The sequence below is a fragment of the Microbacterium gawkjiense genome (assembly GCF_031932225.1).
Classification (GTDB): domain Bacteria; phylum Actinomycetota; class Actinomycetes; order Actinomycetales; family Microbacteriaceae; genus Microbacterium; species Microbacterium gawkjiense.
In genome coordinates this window covers 1,526,397-1,546,529 of the sequence record NZ_JAUZVV010000001.1, presented here as the reverse complement: position 1 = coordinate 1,546,529, position 20,133 = coordinate 1,526,397, and the positions used below count along the sequence as shown (strand labels likewise).

General features: G+C 68.0%; 19 protein-coding genes. 7 read left to right on the top strand and 12 right to left on the bottom strand.

Annotation, left to right across the window (positions count from 1 at the left end; all coding sequences use genetic code 11):
- Positions 1-466: 466 nt before the first annotated feature.
- Positions 467-1,459: a glycosyltransferase family 2 protein gene (locus Q9S71_RS07440; protein WP_311861486.1), complete on the top strand. Its 993-nt coding sequence runs from the start codon at positions 467-469 to the stop codon at positions 1,457-1,459.
- 22 nt (positions 1,460-1,481) lie between these two features.
- On the opposite strand, the gene glf is transcribed toward Q9S71_RS07440, so the two are convergent.
- The gene (gene glf / locus Q9S71_RS07435; RefSeq protein WP_311861485.1) at positions 1,482-2,618 is read right to left on the bottom strand and encodes a UDP-galactopyranose mutase; all 1,137 of its coding nucleotides are present in this window, start codon (positions 2,616-2,618) and stop codon (positions 1,482-1,484) included.
- A gap of 35 nt (positions 2,619-2,653) precedes the next feature.
- On the opposite strand from glf, the gene Q9S71_RS07430 reads away from it, so the two are divergent.
- The 5 genes from Q9S71_RS07430 to Q9S71_RS07410 all read left to right on the top strand — a co-directional run bounded on the left by Q9S71_RS07430 (position 2,654) and on the right by Q9S71_RS07410 (position 8,404).
- Positions 2,654-3,379: an LbetaH domain-containing protein gene (locus Q9S71_RS07430; protein WP_311861484.1), complete on the top strand. Its 726-nt coding sequence runs from the start codon at positions 2,654-2,656 to the stop codon at positions 3,377-3,379.
- Positions 3,380-3,499: 120 nt separating this feature from the next.
- Positions 3,500-4,279, top strand: a complete 780-nt coding sequence (locus Q9S71_RS07425) for a CatB-related O-acetyltransferase (protein WP_311861482.1) — start codon at positions 3,500-3,502, stop codon at positions 4,277-4,279.
- Positions 4,280-4,443: 164 nt separating this feature from the next.
- The gene (locus Q9S71_RS07420) at positions 4,444-6,189 is read left to right on the top strand and encodes a glycosyltransferase family 61 protein (RefSeq protein WP_311861480.1); all 1,746 of its coding nucleotides are present in this window, start codon (positions 4,444-4,446) and stop codon (positions 6,187-6,189) included.
- A gap of 59 nt (positions 6,190-6,248) precedes the next feature.
- A complete protein-coding gene (locus Q9S71_RS07415; protein ID WP_311861478.1) occupies positions 6,249-7,334 on the top strand; it encodes a hypothetical protein in 1,086 nt (361 codons plus the stop codon).
- Complete coding sequence (locus Q9S71_RS07410) at positions 7,331-8,404, top strand: glycosyltransferase (RefSeq protein WP_311861477.1); 1,074 nt, start codon at positions 7,331-7,333, stop codon at positions 8,402-8,404. Before Q9S71_RS07415 ends, Q9S71_RS07410 begins: the two co-directional genes overlap by 4 nt.
- A gap of 6 nt (positions 8,405-8,410) precedes the next feature.
- Here Q9S71_RS07410 and Q9S71_RS07405 read toward each other — a convergent pair whose 3' ends face one another.
- The 11 genes from Q9S71_RS07405 to Q9S71_RS07355 form a co-directional block, all read right to left on the bottom strand.
- Positions 8,411-9,379 carry a glycosyltransferase gene (locus Q9S71_RS07405; RefSeq protein ID WP_311861475.1) on the bottom strand — a complete coding sequence of 323 codons (969 nt, stop codon included), beginning with the start codon at positions 9,377-9,379 and terminating at the stop codon, positions 8,411-8,413.
- Positions 9,376-10,467, bottom strand: coding sequence for a glycosyltransferase (locus tag Q9S71_RS07400; RefSeq protein ID WP_311861473.1), 1,092 nt, complete (start codon positions 10,465-10,467; stop codon positions 9,376-9,378). The genes Q9S71_RS07405 and Q9S71_RS07400 overlap by 4 nt, the downstream gene beginning before the upstream one ends.
- A 125-nt stretch (positions 10,468-10,592) precedes the next feature.
- Entirely contained in the window at positions 10,593-10,808 is a 216-nt protein-coding gene (locus Q9S71_RS07395) for an Rv0909 family putative TA system antitoxin (RefSeq protein WP_248170028.1), read from the bottom strand.
- Between the two features lie 137 nt (positions 10,809-10,945).
- Entirely contained in the window at positions 10,946-12,139 is a 1,194-nt protein-coding gene (gene tuf, locus Q9S71_RS07390) for an elongation factor Tu (protein WP_064003334.1), read from the bottom strand.
- Between the two features lie 147 nt (positions 12,140-12,286).
- Positions 12,287-14,401: an elongation factor G gene (fusA, locus tag Q9S71_RS07385; protein ID WP_064003335.1), complete on the bottom strand. Its 2,115-nt coding sequence runs from the start codon at positions 14,399-14,401 to the stop codon at positions 12,287-12,289.
- A gap of 77 nt (positions 14,402-14,478) precedes the next feature.
- A complete protein-coding gene (gene rpsG, locus Q9S71_RS07380; RefSeq protein WP_018187368.1) occupies positions 14,479-14,949 on the bottom strand; it encodes a 30S ribosomal protein S7 in 471 nt (156 codons plus the stop codon).
- A 5-nt stretch (positions 14,950-14,954) separates the two neighbouring features.
- Positions 14,955-15,323 carry a 30S ribosomal protein S12 gene (rpsL, locus tag Q9S71_RS07375; protein ID WP_018171438.1) on the bottom strand — a complete coding sequence of 123 codons (369 nt, stop codon included), beginning with the start codon at positions 15,321-15,323 and terminating at the stop codon, positions 14,955-14,957.
- A gap of 305 nt (positions 15,324-15,628) precedes the next feature.
- On the bottom strand, positions 15,629-17,032 hold the full coding sequence (locus Q9S71_RS07370) for a DUF5684 domain-containing protein (protein WP_311861470.1): 1,404 nt from the start codon (positions 17,030-17,032) through the stop codon (positions 15,629-15,631).
- A gap of 53 nt (positions 17,033-17,085) precedes the next feature.
- Positions 17,086-17,745, bottom strand: coding sequence for a hypothetical protein (locus Q9S71_RS07365; protein WP_064003465.1), 660 nt, complete (start codon positions 17,743-17,745; stop codon positions 17,086-17,088).
- Positions 17,746-17,810: 65 nt separating this feature from the next.
- On the bottom strand, positions 17,811-18,278 hold the full coding sequence (locus tag Q9S71_RS07360; RefSeq protein ID WP_311861468.1) for a DUF6121 family protein: 468 nt from the start codon (positions 18,276-18,278) through the stop codon (positions 17,811-17,813).
- A gap of 16 nt (positions 18,279-18,294) precedes the next feature.
- Positions 18,295-19,392: an ABC transporter gene (locus Q9S71_RS07355; RefSeq protein WP_311861467.1), complete on the bottom strand. Its 1,098-nt coding sequence runs from the start codon at positions 19,390-19,392 to the stop codon at positions 18,295-18,297.
- Between the two features lie 131 nt (positions 19,393-19,523).
- On the opposite strand from Q9S71_RS07355, the gene Q9S71_RS07350 reads away from it, so the two are divergent.
- Complete coding sequence (locus Q9S71_RS07350) at positions 19,524-20,132, top strand: hypothetical protein (protein WP_311861466.1); 609 nt, start codon at positions 19,524-19,526, stop codon at positions 20,130-20,132.
- Position 20,133: the final 1 nt, after the last annotated feature.

Here is a 20,133-nt window from a genome sequence, read left to right as displayed (position 1 = left end):
AACTTCATCTCAGTCGGGTCGGTGATGAGGTCGCTGGGACTCGGATCCCGCCCTACGTCATCCGATCCGCGGATGTCATCTGCGGACATCCGAACGAGAAAATCGTCCTCATGCCACGTCCGATTCGACGTCGTATCCCCCAGGTCACGCATAAGCTCGAGCCTACTCTGTCGCTCTCCCTCGCCCCGACGCGGCCGGAGAGTCGCCCGCCCCAGAGCCGCGACCACGCCGTCGTCGAGGAGATCATGTGACCCAGGAGCCGAACGACCAGATTGCGAGACTCGAGCGTGAGGTCGCTGAGTTGAGGAGCAAGCTGCAGCGAGCCCGCTCGAGCAGGTCCGCGTTGACGAGCTTCGTCGAGACGGTCGAAACCCGAGCGCGTTCGCTCGCCCGACGGATCGCACGTCGGACGACGAAGCGACCGGACGCTCGACCCGCGGCGCCGGTCGCTGAGATGACGAGCGCCGTGCCGCGCTTCTTCACGGAGCGTGAGCCGACGCCGGCACCACGGCGCGAGACGGAGCCCGATGTCACCGTCGTGATTCCCGTCTACAACTCGGAGAGCTGGCTCGACGATTGCCTGTCGAGCGTCCTGGCACAGACGGGGCCGTCACTCGAAGTGGTCTGCATAGACGACGGGTCGACGGACTCTTCCTCGGAGGTCCTGGACCGTTACGCTCGCCTCGATCCGCGCGTCACCGTGGTACACCAGCCGAACAGCGGCCAATCCGTGGCTCGAAATCGCGGTCTCGACGAGGCGAAGGGTCGCTACGTCGTCTTCCTCGACAGCGACGATTTCTGGCCGTCGGATTCACTTGCGACTCTCGTGGCTGACGCTGACGCCGAGAACCTGGACATGCTGCTCTTCGACTGCTTCTCCTTTCGCGACGGCGCTGTCCCCGAGGCCGTCTGGACCCGCTACGCGCACTACTACCAGCGAAGCCGTGAGTACCGCGAGCCACGCTCCGGCGCGCAGATGATCGTCGATATGCGCCGCAACCGGGACTATCGGCCTCACGTCGGCATGTATCTCACCCGAACCGACTTCGCACGCGGGGCCGGCGTGACCTTCATCCCCGGTATCGTCCACCAAGACAACCCGTACACGTTCGCCCTGATGCTGAGAGCGCAGCGGACGGCGCACCGGCGTGACGACATCTACGCCCGCCGCATCCGAGCGGGATCGACGATAACCGCACTCGCGGACGCCAACTCCGTCAAGGGCTACCTTCTGAGCTTCCTCGACATGAGCGAGGAGCTCCGGAACTGGTCCCCCGAGCCGGGTCTCACCTCGACCCTGGCCGAGGTCGTCTACGGCACGTTCGAGGGCGCGCACAAGAAGTTCGCGTCGCTGCCGAGGGAGGCGGTCGCCGAACTACACAGTCTCGCGACTTCTCCCGATGCGCAGATCGCCCTGCAGATCCTGACGAAAGCACACGCCTCGCCGCCGCGCCGCTGAAGGGCGCGGCGACGCCGTCTGATCAACGGAGCGTGTTGTTCCACATCGACAGGGCGGCACCGATCGCCATGTGCATGTCGAGGTACTGGTAGGTGCCGAGTCGACCCCCGAAGTGCACGTCGGCTTCACCCTTGGAGAGGTCCCGGTACGCGAGGAGTCGCGCACGGTCCTCGGGCGTGTTGACCGGGTAATAAGGCTCGTCATCGCGGCCCGCGAATCGGGAGTACTCCCGCATGATGACGGTCTTTTCCGCCGGATAGCGGTCGGCGCGTTCCGGGTGGAAGTGCTTGAACTCATGGATGCGGGTGTACGGCACGTCGGCATCCGCATAGTTCATGACGCTCGTGCCCTGGAAATCGGCGACGTCGACGACCTCCTCCTCGAAGTCGAGGGTGCGCCAGCCCAACTCCCCTTCGGCGAAGTCGAAGTATCGGTCCACGGGACCCGTGTAGACGATCGGTACCTGACCGACGGTGGCGGCCTTGTTCAGCGGCTGCGCGGCGTCGAAGAAGTCGGTGTCCAGCTTCACCTCGATGTTCGCGTGATCCGCCATGCGCTCGAGCCATGCGGTGTACCCGTCGACCGGAAGCCCCTCCCACGTGTCGTTGAAGTAGCGGTTGTCGTAGTTGTAGCGGACGGGGAGCCGGCTGATCACCTCGGCGGGAAGATCCTTCGGGTCGGTCTGCCACTGCTTCGCGGTGTAATCGCGTATGAAGGCTTCGTACAACGGCCGCCCGATCAAGGCGATCGCCTTCTCCTCGAGGTTCGCTGCGGACTTGGCATCGAACTCGCCCGCGAGCTCGTTCACCAGCGCCCGCGCATCAGCCGGCGAATAGGCCGCCTGGAAGAACTGGTTGATCGTTGCCAGGTTGATCGGCAGCGGGTACACCACACCCTTGTGGTTGGTGTAGACGCGGTGGACGTAGTCGGTGAACTGGGTGAAGCGGTTCACGTACTCCCACACCGTCGCGTTCGACGTGTGGAACAGGTGGGCTCCGTAGCGGTGAACCTCGATGCCGGTCTGCGCCTCGTTCTCGGAGAACGCGTTCCCCCCGATGTGGTGACGACGGTCGATGACGGTGACTTTGCGGCCGGCTGCAGCAGCCCGCTCCGCGATGGTCAGACCGAAGAAGCCTGACCCGACGATGAGGAGGTCCATATTCCAAGAGCCTAGCGGCGGACTTCGCGCGCCCTATGCTGGGGCGGATCATGCGACTGAGAAGACGATCGAAGGCGCCTGTCGCCGTTTCCGACCACTACCGCCGAAATCAAGTGTGGGTCGGCTCTGTCAGGCTGTCGGCTGCTGAGGACTTACCCACTGGTGTAACCGTCGACTTCCATGACCGCTCGATCGGGAACATCGTCCGGCTCAGCGACGGCGGCAGGTGGCGCAACGTCGTCATCGATCTCTCGGCGGCGATCGACTGCGTAGTCGAAATCGGTGCGATCAAGGTTCAGTCCGGCGGGCTACGGATCTCTTTCGTGGCCAACGGGGGGCGCTGTTCAACGGGCACGACCGTTTCAGTGGGACGCGGAAGCATTTTCAACGGTTCGATGCACATCATCGGTCCGCTCACGCCGGGACTCAGCGTCAGCCTGGGCGAGAATGGCTTGTTCGCAACCAACGTGTCGATCCGAGGATCTAGCCATCACGCTCTTTGGGACCTCGAGACCGGCGCCCTACTCAACCCAGAAGTCGGCATCGCTATCGGGGATCGTGTCTGGCTCGGGGACGGCGTGGTCGTCCTCAATAGGGCCGTCATTCCTTCCGGGTCCGTCGTGGGCGCCCGGAGCGTCGTCAACAAGGCTTTCGCGGAAGAGAACACTTTGCTAGTCGGAGCCCCAGCGATTGTCCGGCGCCGGAATGTCGCCTGGGCGAACGAATTCCCCGTGGACAACGGGGCGTCGCCTCGGGTCTAGGCCGCGCGGCCCGCGCCTCTGGGCCCTGCGCGTCACAGCTTGAAGAACCCCCGCAAGACCGGGAGAGCGGTTGCCCCCTCAGCGCCGTCGACGACCGGACGCTGAGCTACCATCACGGACATGAGTCGACTCTGGGGTCTCGCTGTCAACGACGCTCTGAGAGCTCTGTTTCGTGAACGCGAGGCCTATGTGCAGTGGGACAAGGGTTTCGATCGCTGGAGTGGCCGTGTCAGTTATGACATGAATGTGCGAATAGAGCCACACACACTTCAGGTGAACACCGGAGGGAATCTTTGCCAGATCGGGTCCTTCTCCTACGTTCAGTCAGCTCTTCCTCCCGACACTCGCGTCGGGCGATACTGCTCGATCGCGCGGGACGTCAGAACAATGGGCGAAGGTCATCCAATCGAGCACTTCAGCACATCCCCTGTCTTCTACAAGCGATCGCCCTACCCGTTCGCCGCGAACCCAATTGCGGATGAAGCGTCTGCGTTCATAAAGGAGGAGTGGCACCACACACTGCGGCGGAAGCCCATCATCATCGGGAACGACGTCTGGATCGGGACAGACGTAGTGATCAAAGATGGAGTCTCCATAGGGGACGGGGCTGTCGTGGCCCAGGGAGCGCTGGTGACCAAGGACGTGCCCCCCTATACGATCGTTGGCGGGGTGCCTGCCAGGGTGCTACGACAGAGGTTCCCAGAGCACCTAGCTGACCGGATGCTCAAGTCACGCTGGTGGGACTACGCGTACACCGAATTCGACGGCATCCGTACGAGCGAGCATCCCGAGGCTTTCCTGGACCAGATTGACCAACTCGTTGCAGACGGCGACCTGCGTCCCTTCAGACCACCAGCCATCAGCTTTGATGAGATCGAAGCCACGCGCTCTCTTGGTTGAAGCCAGGCTGCGGCGCCTTGCTCATCCCGAGCGCTGACTTCGAAGACCCCCGTTCCAACCGGACTCTGGGTGGGGCGCAGCAAGGCCATCGGTGTACCATGAGCCAGGCTTCGGACTCGCATCCGGTCGTCCGTGAAGATGCACTTGTGAAGGACTGAACATACATGGATGGCTCGCACGAGGTGGGTGCGAACGTGCCCGAAGCGAAACGCTATGACTTCTCAATCGCGATGATGATCGCGGGCGCGCTCGGGAGCAGCGCCTCTGTCATTGCGATCATTTCCGACTCGGACGACATGCGCCACATGGCCGCGATCATCGCGGAACGGTGGCAGAACGCGAAGGTTCGCCTTCTGTCGACCCCGCCCGTGTCTGCGGGGCTCCCGGGTGTCGTGAAGACTCCGGTCAGCAGCATCGATGACGTGTTCAACGCGATCGCGGCGGGGCCCGCCCCCGACATCATTGTGGATGACGCAGCGAGTAGATCTTTCGGCGAGTTCGGCCTGTTCAAGAGGCTTTTCTTGGCGCTCAACGACGGCGGCAGGTACGTCGCTTTGGATGCTGATGTTGAACACTTGGCAGCTCAGGCCGAAGGCTCGAATAATTCGACGCAACACTGGCTCAGCGAGCTTCGGGAGCCGAACACTGGGATCACAAAAGATCCTTGGGCTTCGGCAGTCTCGAAAGCGATCGACGAATCTCGATCCGTCGGTCCCCATCTCGTCATCACCAAAAGAGGTCGGCACCTCACAAAAATCAACAACCTGCTGCATCGCGAAGGCGGCGAGTCCAGGGTGGAGGGTTGCGTTAACCGGCGAAGCGGCCAGGGCGCCGTCGAACGCATCGCATCGATACCAGGGCATTCGTGGAATGCGAACTCTGATTTTGAGACGACGGACGCCGACTACGCGGCACGCTACCTGAAGGACTCCTACAGCGTTCGCGAGCTGGTAGCGAAGGTCTATCGAGGGCCGGTGGTTGCTCCACGTCAAGTGATAACAATGGACGGGCTACTTCTCCCCGAATCGTCTATGCAACCACTAGTCCGTCCGATGACCAACAGATTCATAACAGATGCCGGGCCCGATTTCGCATGGGACCCTAGGCTCGAGGAAGAGCCTGGAATGCTAAGCGGAACCTATTTCTATTTGGACAATGAGTACCCCGGCCATTACGGCCATTTCACGTCTCAGGATCTAACCAAACTTTGGGCGTGGGATGACGCGCTTCGGTACGACCCCAACTGCAAGATCCTCATCAGTCCACCCCCGCAAAAACCGGATCTCAACCCCTATCAGTATGACCTGCTGCGCGCATTCGGGATCTCCCGGGACCAGGTCACTCTGTTGTCCGCCCCGATGCGGGTTGAAAAACTCATCGTTTCCACTTTCGCACTGCAGAATCCGTACTTCGCGAGCCCCGTCTGTCTCGAGATCTGGGGGAAGATTCGGGATCGTTTGATGGCTGAAGCAGCAAGGGACCTCCCCAAGCGTGTCTTCATCGGGCGAAGCCGGCAGCTTCGTAGAAGGTGCTTGAACAGTGATGAGGTCGAATCTGTCTTCAGATCTCACGGGTTCGAGATCGTCTACCCAGAAAATCTCGGAATCGCTGACCAGATCGCACTCTTCAGCCAGGCCGAGGCAGTGGCAGGATATGCGGGGTCAGGCATGTTCACCATGGCCTATTCGCAAAATCACCCCACGTGGATCGTGATCGGATCGCGCTCATACACGGCAACCACGGAGTACCTTCTGGCAAATCTGCACGAGGATCCTATTCGATACGCGATGTGCGACCCCGAGATCGAGCAGCCGGTGAGCGGATGGTCAAGCGATGCGTACTTCTCAAATTATTCATTCAACTTTGAGCGCGACGGGCGGCAGCTGGAATCGATGCTCGCACGACTGTGACGTCTTCGGCCGCCTCCTCGGCGCTGCGGTAAGCAGCCGCGGATTGGTGAGCGACTGAGGTGGCACGAAGAGGACATCCCCCCACCCGCACCCTCGTCTCCGCGACGGGCCCGGCCGGAAACATCGGCGACGCCCTCATCCGGCGCGAGGCGGTCCGCTGGGCCGTGGGCACATCCGACGAGCTCGTCGTCTACGTCGGTGAGGCGCCGGACACCTGGCTGCGCCAGCTCGGCCTGCCCACGGGCACCCGTGTCCTCCGCTCCAAGCGGAGCGTCGCACGGTGGCTCTGGCTGATCGCGACGGCGCCGCGCCGCCCGGTCCTCGTCTTCGAATCGGGCGAGATCCCGCTCGACCGCGGCAACGTCCTGCGTGAGCTCGTCTTCCTCGCCGAGACGCTCCTCGTCCGCCTCAAGGGCGGCGTCGTGGTCCGGCCGCCCCGCGGCATCCGTGCCCCCACCCAACCGGCCACCGCCATCCATGCGTTCGCGGCCCGCCTGTCGCAGTTCGCCCTCTGGAGGGATGCCGCGAGCGCGGCCCTCGCCGGCGGCAGCCGCGTCGTCCCCGACATCGGGTTCGGCGCCGGCATCCGTCCCGGTGTCCCGTGGGAGAACCGCCGCGAACTCGTCGTCAGCCTGCGCGGGACGCGACCGATGCCGAACGGGGACTGGATCGAGGCGGTCCGCGGGTTCGCGGCATCCGAGGGTCTCCGCATCCGCACCGTCGTCCAGGTCCGCGAAGACGAGAAACATTCCCGCGACCTCGCCGACGCCCTCGGTGGAACGTTCGAGCCCTGGGCCGACACCGACGCGATCACGCACGAGACGCGGCTCCGCGAACGCTACGACGAGGCCCGCCTCGTCATCAGCGACCGCATGCACGTCCTCGTCCTGGCCGCACTGTCGGGCGCGGCTCCGCTCGAGCTCGTCCCCTCGCCGACGCACAAGATCACGGCCGCGTTCGCCACGATCGGTCTCGCCGACACCACCGCGGACGCCGCGACGATGACGGCGAGCGAGATGCAGGAACGGATGCGTCGCCAGACCGACCGCACCGACGAGATCACCGCGCGCATCGCGGCCGCCTCCGCCGACCTCGCCCGCATCGAAGACGAGATCCGCACCGCGATCCGGACGGCACGGGCGTGACCGGCGCCCGCATCCTCTTCCTCTCGCACACGCACGTCTTCGGCGACTTCCGCGTCGGCAGCCACCACTACGCCCGCGAACTCGCCCACTTCAGCGCCGAGGTCGTCCACCTCTCCACCCCGATCTCGCTCGCCCACCGCCTCACCGGACGCATTCCCCGCGCCGTCTCGACGGCCGTCCCCCGCCACACGCACCGCGACGACGACGGCGTCACGCACCTCGTCCCCCGCACGGTACTCCCCCGCCCCTGGGGAACCTTCCGCGTCGCGCGGGCTCTGACCCGCGCCGGGATCGAGCCACGATTCGACGCGGTCCTCATCGACCAGCCGCTGCTCTGGGACGGCAGCGTGCGCGGCCTCAGCGACACCCTCGTCTACCGCCCCACGGACCTCTACCCCGACGGACTCAAGCACACACTGCAGGACCGCATCCTCGCGTCCGCGGACGCCGTCGTCGCGACCTCCGGCGCCGTCCTGCGCGGCCTCGGCCACCTCACCCTCCCCTCGCTCGTCATCGAGAACGGCGTGGACCTCGCGGCGTTCGCCGATCCGCCGACGGATGCCGACACCCGCCCGGCGACCTGCGTGTACGTCGGCGCGCTCGACGCCCGCTTCGACTGGCAGCAGCTGCACGCCTGGGCGAGCGCCCACCCCGAGGCGCGCTTCGTCATCGCCGGACCCCGCCCCACCCCACCGGCGCCCCTGCCCGCGAACGTCGAGCTCGCCGGCCCCGTCCCCTACGCCGACCTCCCCGCACTCCTCCGCGGCGCCCGCGTCGGGCTCCTCCCCCTCTCCGACGACCCCTCGAACGCCGGCCGCAGCCCCATGAAGCTGCACGAGTACCTCGCCGCCGGTCTCGCCGTGGTCTCCCGCGAGACCCCCGGCATCCGCAGCGACACCGACGCCGGCGTCCACACCTACGCCTCACCCGAGACGGCCGACGCGGCGCTCGCGGCCGCGCTGCGGCATCCCTCCCCCAACCTCGCGGGTCGCCGCGCGGCGGAGAACCACACCTGGGCGGCGAAGACCGGCGAGCTCGCGACGTTCCTCAGCGGCCTCGTCGCGGACTGATCGCCCTCAGCCGAGCACGTCGCTCAGGGTCTCAGACACGACCCGCGCCGTCCGGTCCCAGTCGTACGCGTCGGACGGTGCCGCCACGGTCCGCGAAGAGCGGGCCGCCTCGGTCATCGCCGCCGCCCACTCGTGCGCGTCGTGCGCATCGGACACCGCCCACCCCCGCCCCGCCACGATCTCGGCGACAGCACGGCAGCCGCTCCAGTGGATCACCGGCGTCCCGCTGGCCACCGACTCGAGCGCGGGCAGACCGAACCCCTCGAGCAGCGACGGCATGACGGTCGCCACCGCGCCGCGGTACAGCTCGGCCAGGCGCGCGTCGTCGACCCCCGTCGTCACCTCCACCCGCTCGGCCACGCCCCGCGCCGCCGCGAGCCGACGCACCTCGGCCGCCTCGGCCGCAGGGACGACCGTCCGAACCCGGATGCCGGGGGCCACCGCCGCCGCACGCAGCACGACATCGAGGTTCTTGTGCGCCCGCGTGTTCCCGACGAACAGGACGTACGGATCGGATGCTGCTTCCCGCGGCCCGTCGGGCGTGAACGCCGCCGAGCACCCGTTGCCGGCGTTCACGACGCGCACGCTGTCGTCCCGGAGCCAGGCCCGGATCGCCTCGGCGGACGTCTCGGAGACCGTGAGGACGACCCCCGCCCGGCGGACCACCCGACGCACCGGACCGTTGTAGTAGGCGAGGAACTTCGCCCGACCCGGCCAGGCCGTCTGCAGCTGGATGAGGTCGTGCACGGTGAGCACCTGACGCGGGGCGCGCAGGAGCGCACCGTACCCGGGCGAATAGACGACGTCCGCCGCGCCGGGCCCGGGGACGCGCCGGAAGGCGTCGAGCGGCGCGTAGGGTGTCCCGTCGAGGCCGAGGTCCCGCCACGGCACGTCGAGGCGCCCGAGCACCTCGCGTGCGTACCGGCCGATCCCGTGGGCGCCCCGGTAGCGGTCGTCGACGAAGAGCGCGGTCATCCGACCTCCCGTGCGACCCACGCGGCGATCTCGGCCTCGAACACCGGCCGATCGAACTCGTATGCCCGGCGGACGCAGGCGTCGCGGTCGGCCGCCGCGGCCCGCTCGACGGCTGCAGCCAGCTCCGTCGCCGACCACTCGTGCACCAGCGCCCCGGTGACGCCGTCGACGACGCTCTCCGCCACTCCCCCGACCGCGTTGCCGACGACGGGAGTCCCGGTCGCCATCGCCTCGACGGGCATGATGCCGAAGTCCTCGACGGCCGGGAACACGAGCGCGACGGCGGCGCGGTACACCGCCGCCAGCAGGGTCGACGACGGATCCCGGACGATCGTCACCGGGTGCCCGCGGTCCTCCGCGTACGCACGCAGTCGGGCCTCGTCGGCTCCGCCGCCCGCGAGGACCACCGGAAGCCCTGACGCCACCCCGGCGTCGATGACGAGCTCGAGCCGCTTGTACGGCACGAACCGGGACACACCGAGCAGGTAGTCCGCCGGCAGCGTCGCCAGCACACGCTCGGTCTCGTCCGTGGCACGCGCCTGCGCGAACCTCGGCACGTCGATCGGCGGGTGGATCACGGTCGCCTCGCGGTCCCACGCCCAGCCGACGCGCTCCGCGATGAACGCGCTGTTCGCGGCGATCGCGACGGGCTCGGCCGCCCGCCGCCGGTCGAGCGGCTTGAGCATCGCCGACGCCGCGCGCGCGAGCGGCCCCTGTCCGCGCCCGTCGAGCTCGGGCACCCAGATGTACCGCGCCGGCGTGTGCGCGTACACGAGCTTCGGCGCCTCGGCGGCGCGCCCGCCGAAACGGGCATGATGGGAGAAGAGGTGGCTGCTGCAGAGCACCCAGTCGGCATTCCGCTGCGGCAGCATCCGCCACGCGAACGGCATGAGCGGAAGAGCGGCCGCCTTGCGGCCGCGCAACGGCGTACGAGCCAGCAGCGTCTCTTCGACGCCCTCGAAACGCCCGCCGCTCTCGTCCCACAGGCACCAGCGCTCCGCGTCGGGGAACACCTCGCCCAGCACGGCGAAGACGTTCTCGGACCCGCCCCGCGGCGACAGCCACTCGTGGACCAGGATGCCGCTCACGATGCGACCCGCTTCACCTGCGTCATCCGATCCTCACCGTCCGACGTTCATTCTGTCAGACGCGCCACCCCCGGCCGGGCACAGCAGAGGGGCCGGATGCCGCAGCATCCGACCCCTCGCAGGGATCACTCGTTCCCGATACGCCGATCCACGTTGTCGCGGACCTCGTCGACCTTCGCGTCGACCGAGTCGGGAGCGACCTTCTTCACGAACTCGGCCGCGGCGTCGAGGACCTTGTCGCTGACGTCCTCGGCCTTGTCCGACTTCAGGTTCCGGTCGATCTCCTCCTTGTGCTGCTCGAGGAACTGCTTGCCCTTGTTGACCACATCGTCGATACCCATGGGATCCCTTCCGTCTCCGACCGCGGATGCCGCGGCGCGGTCAGTCTAAGACCGCCCCCACCCGATCGCACCCCCTTGCAGGAACGACGAAGGGGCCGGGCCCGAAGGCCCGACCCCTGTCGGTGAGTCCGAAGGACTTACTTGATGATCTTGGTCACCGTGCCGGCGCCGACGGTGCGGCCACCCTCACGGATCGCGAAGCCGAGTCCATCTTCCATGGCGATGGGCTGGATGAGCTCCACCGTCATGTCCGTGGTGTCACCGGGCATGACCATCTCGGTGCCCTCGGGCAGCGTGATGACGCCGGTCACGTCCGTGGTACGGAAGTAGAACTGCGGGCGGTAGTTCGTGTAGAAGGGGTTGTGACGGCCACCCTCCTCCTTCGAAAGGATGTAGGCAGTGCCCTCGAAGTTGGTGTGCGGCGTAACCGAACCCGGCTTCACGACGACCTGGCCACGCTCGACGTCGTCGCGCTTGAGACCACGGAGGAGCAGACCACAGTTCTCGCCGGCCCAGGCCTCGTCGAGCTGCTTGTGGAACATCTCGATACCCGTGACCGTGGTCTTCTGCGTCGGGCGGATGCCGACGATCTCGACCTCGGAGTTGATGGCGAGGGTGCCACGCTCGGCGCGACCGGTGACGACCGTGCCACGACCGGTGATCGTGAAGACGTCCTCGATCGGCATGAGGAAGGGCTTGTCCTTGTCGCGGACCGGGTCGGGGATCGACTCGTCGGCGGCGTCCATCAGGTCGAGGATCGACTGGACCCAGGTCTCGTCGCCCTCGAGAGCCTTGAGGCCCGAGACGCGGACGACCGGAGCGTCGTCGCCGGGGAAGCCCTGGCTGGACAGCAGCTCGCGGACCTCGAGCTCGACGAGCTCCAGGATCTCCTCGTCGTCGACCATGTCCGACTTGTTCAGCGCGACCATCAGGTAGGGAACGCCGACCTGCTTGGCGAGCAGAACGTGCTCACGCGTCTGAGCCATCGGGCCGTCGGTGGCGGCGACCACGAGGATCGCGCCGTCCATCTGAGCGGCACCGGTGATCATGTTCTTGATGTAGTCAGCGTGACCCGGGGCGTCGACGTGTGCGTAGTGACGCTTCGGGGTCTCGTACTCGACGTGCGAGATGTTGATCGTGATACCACGCTGGCGCTCTTCGGGAGCGGAGTCGATCGACGCGAAGTCACGCTGCACGTTGGTGGCCGACGGGAACTTGTCGGCGAGCACCTTCGAGATGGCAGCGGTGAGCGTGGTCTTGCCGTGGTCGACGTGACCGATCGTTCCGATGTTGACGTGCGGCTTGGTCCGCTCGAACTTGGCCTTGGCCACTGGGTCCTCCTCAGGACTGTCGTGTAGTCATCCGGGCGCTGGATTGCGACCGGGTTTCTACGGGGATGTTGTCAGTGTAGTTGACGTGACGATATTCAGTTTGGGCGGATGCCGGGGGCCGGGCCCCCGGCATCCGAAGAACGAGTGTTACTCGCCCTTGGTCTTCTGGACGATCTCGTCGGCCACCGCGCGCGGGACCTCGGAGTAGCTGTCGAACTCCATCGCGTAGACCGCGCGGCCCGAGGTCTTCGAGCGCAGGTCACCGATGTAGCCGAACATCTCCGACAGGGGGACGAGGGCGCGGACGATCTTGATGCCCGCTCCGTCCTCCATCGACTGGATCTGGCCACGACGCGAGTTCAGGTCGCCGATGACGTCGCCCATGTACTCCTCGGGAGTACGGACCTCGACGGCCATCAGCGGCTCGAGCAGCACGGGGCTGGCCTTGCGGACAGCCTCCTTGAAGCCCATCGAACCCGCGATCTTGAACGCCATCTCGGACGAGTCGACGTCGTGCGACGCGCCGTCCATGAGGATCGCCTTCACGCCCACCATGGGGAAGCCGGCGAGGACACCGACCTGCATGGCGTCCTGGAAGCCCTGGTTGGTCGGCTCGATGTACTCGCGCGGGATGCGGCCACCGGTGACCTTGTTCTCGAACTCGTAGGTCTTGTCGGCCGTGACCTCGAGGGGCTCGAGCGCGAACTGGATCTTCGCGAACTGACCCGAACCACCGGTCTGCTTCTTGTGCGTGTAGTCGTAACGCTCGACGGTCTTCTTGATCGTCTCGCGGTACGCGACCTGCGGCTTGCCGACGTTCGCCTCGACGCGGAACTCGCGCTTCATGCGGTCGACGAGGATGTCGAGGTGCAGCTCGCCCATGCCCTTGATGACCGTCTGACCGGTCTCGGGGTTGAGCTCGGTGCGGAAGGTCGGGTCCTCTTCGGCGAGCTTCTGGATGGCGACACCCAGCTTCTCCTGGTCGGCCTTGGTCTTCGGCTCGATCGCGACCTCGATGACGGGCTCGGGGAACGTCATCGACTCGAGGACGACGGGCTCGCTCGGGTCGGCGAGGGTGTCACCGGTGGTGGTGTCCTTCAGGCCGATGACCGCGTAGATGTTGCCCGCGGTGACCGCGTCGACCGGGTTCTCCTTGTTGGCGTGCATCTGGAAGATCTTCCCGATGCGCTCCTTCTTGCCCTTGGTCGAGTTGATGACCTGCGCACCCGAGTCGAGCTGACCCGAGTAGACGCGGATGTAGGTCAGGCGACCGAAGAACGGGTGCACGGCCACCTTGAAGGCCAGCGCGGCGAACGGGTCGTTGGCGTCGGGGTGACGCTCGATGACCTTCTCCTCGTCCTTCGGGTCGTGCGCCTCGATGGCGGGCACGTCGAGGGGCGACGGCAGGTAGTCGACGACCGCGTCGAGCATCGGCTGGACACCGCGGTTCTTGAACGCGGAGCCGCAGAGCACGGGGTAGAGCTCGCCGGCGACCGTCATCTTGCGGATGGCGCCCTTGATCTCGGCGATCGTGAGCTCCTCACCGCCGAAGAACTTCTCGAGGAGCTCCTCGTCGCTCTCGGCGACGGTCTCCAGCAGCTGCTGGCGGTACTCCTCGGCGCGGTCCTTGAGGTCGGCGGGGATCTCCTGCACCTCGTACTTGGCGCCCATGGTCACGTCACCCTTGGCGTCGCCGGGCCACACCAGTGCGCGCATCTCGACGAGGTCGATGACGCCGACGAAGTCGTTCTCGGCACCGATGGGCAGCTGCAGCACGAGCGGCTTGGCGCCGAGGCGCTTCACGATCGTGTCGACGGTGAAGTAGAAGTCGGCGCCCAGCTTGTCCATCTTGTTGACGAAGCAGATACGGGGAACGTCGTACTTGTCGGCCTGACGCCACACGGTCTCGGACTGGGGCTCGACGCCCTCCTTGCCGTCGAAGACGGCGACGGCACCGTCGAGGACGCGGAGCGAGCGCTCCACCTCGACCGTGAAGTCCACGTGACCGGGGGTGTCGATGATGTTGATCTGGTTCTTGTTCCAGAAGCAGGTGACGGCGGCCGACGTGATCGTGATGCCGCGCTCCTTCTCCTGCTCCATCCAGTCGGTGGTCGAGGCGCCGTCGTGGGTTTCGCCCAGCTTGTGGTTGACACCCGTGTAGAAGAGGATGCGCTCGGTCGTCGTCGTCTTGCCGGCATCGATGTGCGCCATGATGCCGATGTTGCGGACCTTGTTGAGGTCGGTGAGCACTTCTTGTGCCACGGGGTGTCCTTACGTGTAGTGACGGATGTCGCGGGGCGACCGGCCGGGGGTGACCCGGCCGGCCGCCGAGGTGCTGATTACCAGCGGTAGTGCGCGAAGGCGCGGTTCGACTCGGCCATCTTGTGGGTGTCCTCGCGGCGCTTCACCGCGGCACCGAGGCCGTTCGAGGCATCCAGGATCTCGTTCTGGAGGCGCTCGGTCATGGTCTTCTCACGGCGACCCTTCGCGTACGAGACGAGCCAGCGCAGCGCGAGCGTGTTCGCGCGGTGCGGCTTGACCTCGACGGGAACCTGGTAGGTCGAGCCACCGACGCGGCGGCTCTTGACCTCGAGGGTGGGGCGGACGTTGTCGAGCGCCTTCTTGAGCGTCGCGACGGCGTCCTGGCCGTTCTTCGCCTCGACGCCCTTGAGGGCGTTGTAGACGATGGCCTCGGCGATGGACTTCTTGCCGTCGACGAGGATCTTGTTCACCAGCTGGGTGACGATCGGAGCACCGTAGACCGGGTCGTTGACGACGACGCGGCGGGGTGCGGGTCCCTTACGAGGCATCTAGCTCAACCCTTCTTGGCGCCGTAGCGGCTGCGAGCCTGCTTACGGTTCTTGACAGCCTGGGTGTCCAGGGCGCCGCGGACGATCTTGTAACGCACACCGGGGAGGTCCTTCACACGACCACCGCGGACGAGCACGAGCGAGTGCTCCTGCAGGTTGTGGCCCTCACCGGGGATGTAGGCGGTGACCTCGGTCCCGTTGCGGAGCTTCACACGGGCGACCTTGCGCATCGCCGAGTTCGGCTTCTTGGGCGTGGTCGTGTACACGCGGGTGCAGACACCCGCCTGCTGCGGGTTCGCCTTCAGGGCGGGCGCCTTGGTCTTCGAGACCTTGGGCGAGCGACCCTTGCGAACCAACTGCTGAATGGTTGGCACGTTCTCTCCTTGTCGATCTGCGCGCGGCTCGCGCCGGGCACAGGTGCTGCACGGTGACAGCGTTCGTGGTTTCACCACAGATCCATCTGCACGCCGCGACCGCGACGAACGGGAGTGATGGATATGCCGTGGGGGTGGCCTGTTCGCAGGCCCTGTCCCTGGTGCGCTCGCCTCGCCTGTCCCGTGCCGGGGCACGTCGCATGGCGCGCGTGTGCGCACACCCGATCAATGATACGCGGGATGACGAAGTCGGGTCAAACGAGGGCGGACTTCACCGCGAGTGCTCAGGTGCGGATCGCCGCCGGTCAGGAACCGGCATCCGTCCGCTGCAGCCGGAGCGCCGCATCGCCGAGGAGGAAGCGCTCGGCCACCTCCGCCGCCCCGCCCGGCTCGACCTCGACGTCCGTGCCGAGGGGACTGGGCAGCAGGATGCCGTTCGTCGAGCCCAGATCTACGATGCGCCACACCTCGCCGCGCCGCTCGAGGCGGGCATGGGTCTTCGACACGGTCCGCGTCGGGTCGGCGATCGCAAGGAGCTGGGCACGCGGATGCGCGGGGTCGGCGACGGGGTTGCGCCCCAGGATGACGACGTCGCCCGACAGGTCGGCGGTGGAGCCGTCCGGGAGGACGAGTTCCCACCGAGAGTGTCCCCGACGCACGACGACGGTGCGCTCGAGGTCCTCGCCCCACGGCGCGGGGGCCGATTCCTGCTGCTCGCGCTCCTGCGCCGAGACCGAGGAGCTCGCCGACACGGGAGCACCCGCGGCCGGCGAGCCGGGGATGGCGGACACCTCGCCGGTCAGCTCGGGGAAGACGTCGCGTTCGTCGCGGTCGGCGCCGAACGCCGGCGGGCGCAGACGCGTGACGGGCGCCTCGTCACGCCCCGGCACCGACGAGATGATGCCCGGCGCGGCGGCGACGGGAGGGCTCGCGTCGCGGGGCGCGTGAGGCGCGGCCTGCGGCGGGAACGGCGCCTGCGGCGCGGTCGTGGACGTGTCGGCGACTTCCGGCAGCGCGCTGCCCGAACGCATCGTCGGCGTCGGAGCGGTCGGGTCGGGCTGCTCCCCCGTCGCCCCCGGATCGGCGCCGAGCGTCGACGCATCAGCGGGAGCCGCCGCCGCGGAGGTCTGCGGCGCCCAGGGCTCGGGCGCAATTGGTGACGCCGGGGCGGCCGCAGGACCCGGCCGCGCATCGTCACCCGGCGCAGGGGCGGGCGCCGGGAAGGGCGGCGGCGGCAACGGCGCGCCGAAGTCCGTTCCGAGCGTTCCGAACGGCGCGTAGGGAGGCGACGCGGGCCGCGCCGCCGGATCGGGATGCAGATGGGCGGGGCGCGCGCCCCGCCACTCGGCAGGACCGAACCCCACGATCGTCGCCCAGACCGGAAACAGGAGCGCCCCGACGACGGTCATCCCGCCGCCGTAACCGAAACCGGGGTTCAGCCGGTGCACGGTCAGGATCAGGAGGATCCAGACGGCGATCGGGCCGACACCCGGCACGAGGACGAGGAGGGCGAGCCACATCGAGAATCCGCCCCAGCGCAGCAGCACGGCGATGTTGAGGAGGGGCACCCATGCACGCCAGGGCTCCTCGCCCATCTTCCGGAAGGCGGCCGAGAGTGCCAGGGCGACCCACACGTACACCGCCGCACCGAGGACGGAGGCGAGCAGTCCCAGGACGACACCCGCACCGCTGTCGACACCCGTGATCATCCCCCCACCCTAAGTGAGCAGGACCGGCCCCCGCGGAAGGGAGCGGAGCCGCATTAGACCCCGGGAAGACCGTCGCCCGAATCGAACGGTGCGTCGAGCGACCGGGTCAACTCGTCGAGCAGTGCCGCGATCTGCGGCTCGACGTACTGGGCCACGGCCGTCTGGATCCGGAGGCGATGCCGCAGCAGGATCGTGCAGACCTCGCGCCCCACCATGCTCGCGTACTCGTCGGCGAGGCGGACCTCCTGACGGAGCGCCGCCTTCGCGTCCTCGGTGAGCGGAGGGAGCGCGGGCACCGCGGCATCCGCTTCATCCGCCAGACCCGCGATCGTGAACAGGAAGGGGGCGCCGGGGACGGGATCCGGGTCCATCGGCAGGCCGTCGAATTCCGGCTCGAGCCCCTCCGCGGGCCGGTAGGTGCGGGATCGGTTGCGGTCGGCCTGCTGGTCCAGCTCGGCCTGCAGCATCGGGAGGTTGCGTGCGGTGTAGTGCGCGACGGCGTTGTCGACGATCGTCTTGATCCGGGTCGACAGACCGTGCTGCACCCCGTGCGGCACGTCGGACCCGAGACCCGCCGCCGAGAGGACAGGAGAGCCGAGGCACCGCCGGCAGGGCGCAACCCGGCCGCGATGCGTGGCCGGCTCCCAGCGCGGCAGCCAGCGCAGCCAGGCCTCGACGGCCTGGTCCACTTGCGTCTCGAGCGAGCGCTCCACGGCTCCATTGTCGCGGAGATCCGCGCCGATCGGGGCATTTCCGCCGTTCCGGATGCCGTCGCCCCTCACTCCTCGTCGTCGGCGCGCTCCCACGGCCACTGCGGTCTGCTCGCCCGCGTGCGCCCGAGCGCGATCCCGGCCCACGCCGCGACGGCCGCGGTCACCGCCAGGACGAGGAGGTACCACGACACCGCGAAGTCGCCGACGGCACCGACCGCCACCGCGGGGTCCGCCCCCGTCAGGATGCCGCCGGCCGCGATCCCGACGAGATAGGCGGCCAGCGTCGCGGCCGCCACCCAGAGCGCCCCGACGTAGCGGCCGCGGCGGATCGCTCCGTATCCGGTGGCCGCGAAGACGAGGGCCGCGACCAGCATCGCCGTGATCCCGGCGCCCTGGCCGAGCGCCGGCTCGGCCAGGACGTCGGTGTCGGTCAGCAGGCTCGTGAAGCCGAAGCCGAAGATCGCGAGCGCCGCGAATCCGATCGTCGCGAAGAACGCGGCGATCGGCGGCGCGACACCGGCGGACGGCGACACCTGCCGCGGCCGCCTGTCAGTACTGCTGGAGCTGCGGGCCGGCCTCGAGAGTGCGCTCGTACTCGCGCTGGGCCTCGTCGTTGAGCTCGGTCACCCGACGACCGCGACGCGCGACCCAGGCACCGAACCACACCGTGATCTCGCGACCGAGGACGAAGGCGATGACGGCGAGCGGGGCGAGGAGCTGCTCCCCCATGAGCTGGGCAGCCTGAGACGGCGCGATCGACCAGAACGGCGCCTGGAACAGCTGGCCGAGCAGGTGACCGCCGTAGGCTGCGGCGCCCACGAGCAGCCCGAAGACCACCCACAGACCCCAACGACCGCGGTTGATGAAGGCGCCGAGGATCCAGAAGCCCAGGAAGAAGACCGCCACCGGCACCCAGAACGCCCAGGTGGTGAGGATCTCGAGGGTGCGGCTGCCGAGGTCCGCGACCGCGATCGGCTCGTCGAGCGCTGCGAGGCCGAGCGTGGCTGCCAGGTAGAGGAGCGCGAACACCAGCGCGGCGACGAGACCGATCGCGCCGGCGGCACCGCGGTTGCCGCGTGCGCGCGGCGCCTCGGGGGCCTGCACGAAGATCGGCTGCTGCGAGTAGACCGCTGTGGGCGCGCCTGAGGCGGCGGGCTCGCTCGAGGTCACCGTCGTCGGCGTCTGGTCGGCGTGCGTGTACGCCGCGGTGGCGACGGCCGGGGCCGCCGCAGCAGCGGCGGGAGCCGCGGTCGTGGCGGGCTCCGGGGCGTCGTCGTGGCGCGCGGGCGCGTCGACGACGTCGGTGTGGGCGGTGGATGCCTCGGAGTCCGTCTCCGTCGCCGCCGGACGGTACAGCGGCTCGCTCTCGACGGCGGACGCCGTCACGGGCGCGTCGGGCTCGCTGTACTTGCCGTAGTCGATCGACAGGTCCGAACCGCGGTCGGTCGCGGAGAAGTCCGCGTCACCGCGCGGGCGGTCCTCGGTGGTGCGCGAGGCGGCCTCGGCCTCGGCGAGACTGTCGTTGGCGCTGCCGACGACGTGGTCGACGTCGCGGGGCTCGCCGGTGGACGTGGGCTCCTCGACGGGCTCGCCGTAGGCAGGCTCGCGCGTCGGTTCGTTCCGCTCGCCGAACTGGGGGTCGCTCATGGCGGTGTCACTCCTCACGCGGAGGCGTGCGCCACCGCTGCAGCGAGCGTATCGTCGGCGCCCGCACCCGCCGCGGAGGCGCCCCGACGTGTCTCGACGCCGCGTCCGGGTCGAGACGTATCGTGGACCCCATGTCGAGCCGACGCCCCCGCATCCGCCGTGCGCTCGTCGGCGCCCTCGCCGCCCTCACCCTCGCGGGCGCCGTGACGGCCTGTGCCCCCGAGCCCGACGCGGTGCCGCCCGCGCCGACGGATGCGGCATCCGGAACACCCAGCCCGACCGTCACCCCCGTCGCCATCGCGGAGTTCCCGTTCGGCCCGTCGACCTCGACCACGCCGCTGCCGAAGGACTGCGAGAGCATCCTGGCCCCCGGCATCCTGGACACCCTGCAGGGCATCCCGCTCAACGCACCGGGTATGGGCGGCGGCATCCGACCCGACAGCAGCCGCGTGTGCGTGTGGGCCGACCCCGGCGCGAGCCGCACGAGCCTCGTCACCGTCGTGGGCTACTCCCCCGAACGCGAGGCGCGCGATGCGCTCTACCTGCTCGGCGTCGATGAGGGCTACACCTGCTACGAGCCGGACGAGGGACTGCGGTGCGAGAAGAGCGGCACCGACGAGCTCGGGCTCCCGGTCGGACGCACCGTCTACTGGCGCGACGGCGTGGCGATCGACACGCAGTACTCCAACCTCGCACCCCAGGGGTACACGGCGGCGATCGTCCGGTCGATCTGGGGCTGAG

Coding starts and splice junctions, on each gene's coding strand:
- Q9S71_RS07425 (WP_311861482.1), top strand. CDS start 3,500: ATGAGTCGACTCTGGGGTCTCGCTGTCAACGACGCTCTGAGAGCTCTG.
- Q9S71_RS07350 (WP_311861466.1), top strand. CDS start 19,524: ATGTCGAGCCGACGCCCCCGCATCCGCCGTGCGCTCGTCGGCGCCCTC.
- glf (WP_311861485.1), bottom strand. CDS start 2,618: ATGGACCTCCTCATCGTCGGGTCAGGCTTCTTCGGTCTGACCATCGCG.
- Q9S71_RS07355 (WP_311861467.1), bottom strand. CDS start 19,392: ATGAGCGACCCCCAGTTCGGCGAGCGGAACGAACCGACGCGCGAGCCT.
- Q9S71_RS07420 (WP_311861480.1), top strand. CDS start 4,444: ATGGATGGCTCGCACGAGGTGGGTGCGAACGTGCCCGAAGCGAAACGC.
- Q9S71_RS07370 (WP_311861470.1), bottom strand. CDS start 17,032: ATGATCACGGGTGTCGACAGCGGTGCGGGTGTCGTCCTGGGACTGCTC.
- Q9S71_RS07395 (WP_248170028.1), bottom strand. CDS start 10,808: ATGGGTATCGACGATGTGGTCAACAAGGGCAAGCAGTTCCTCGAGCAG.
- Q9S71_RS07430 (WP_311861484.1), top strand. CDS start 2,654: ATGCTGGGGCGGATCATGCGACTGAGAAGACGATCGAAGGCGCCTGTC.
- rpsG (WP_018187368.1), bottom strand. CDS start 14,949: ATGCCTCGTAAGGGACCCGCACCCCGCCGCGTCGTCGTCAACGACCCG.
- Q9S71_RS07405 (WP_311861475.1), bottom strand. CDS start 9,379: ATGACCGCGCTCTTCGTCGACGACCGCTACCGGGGCGCCCACGGGATC.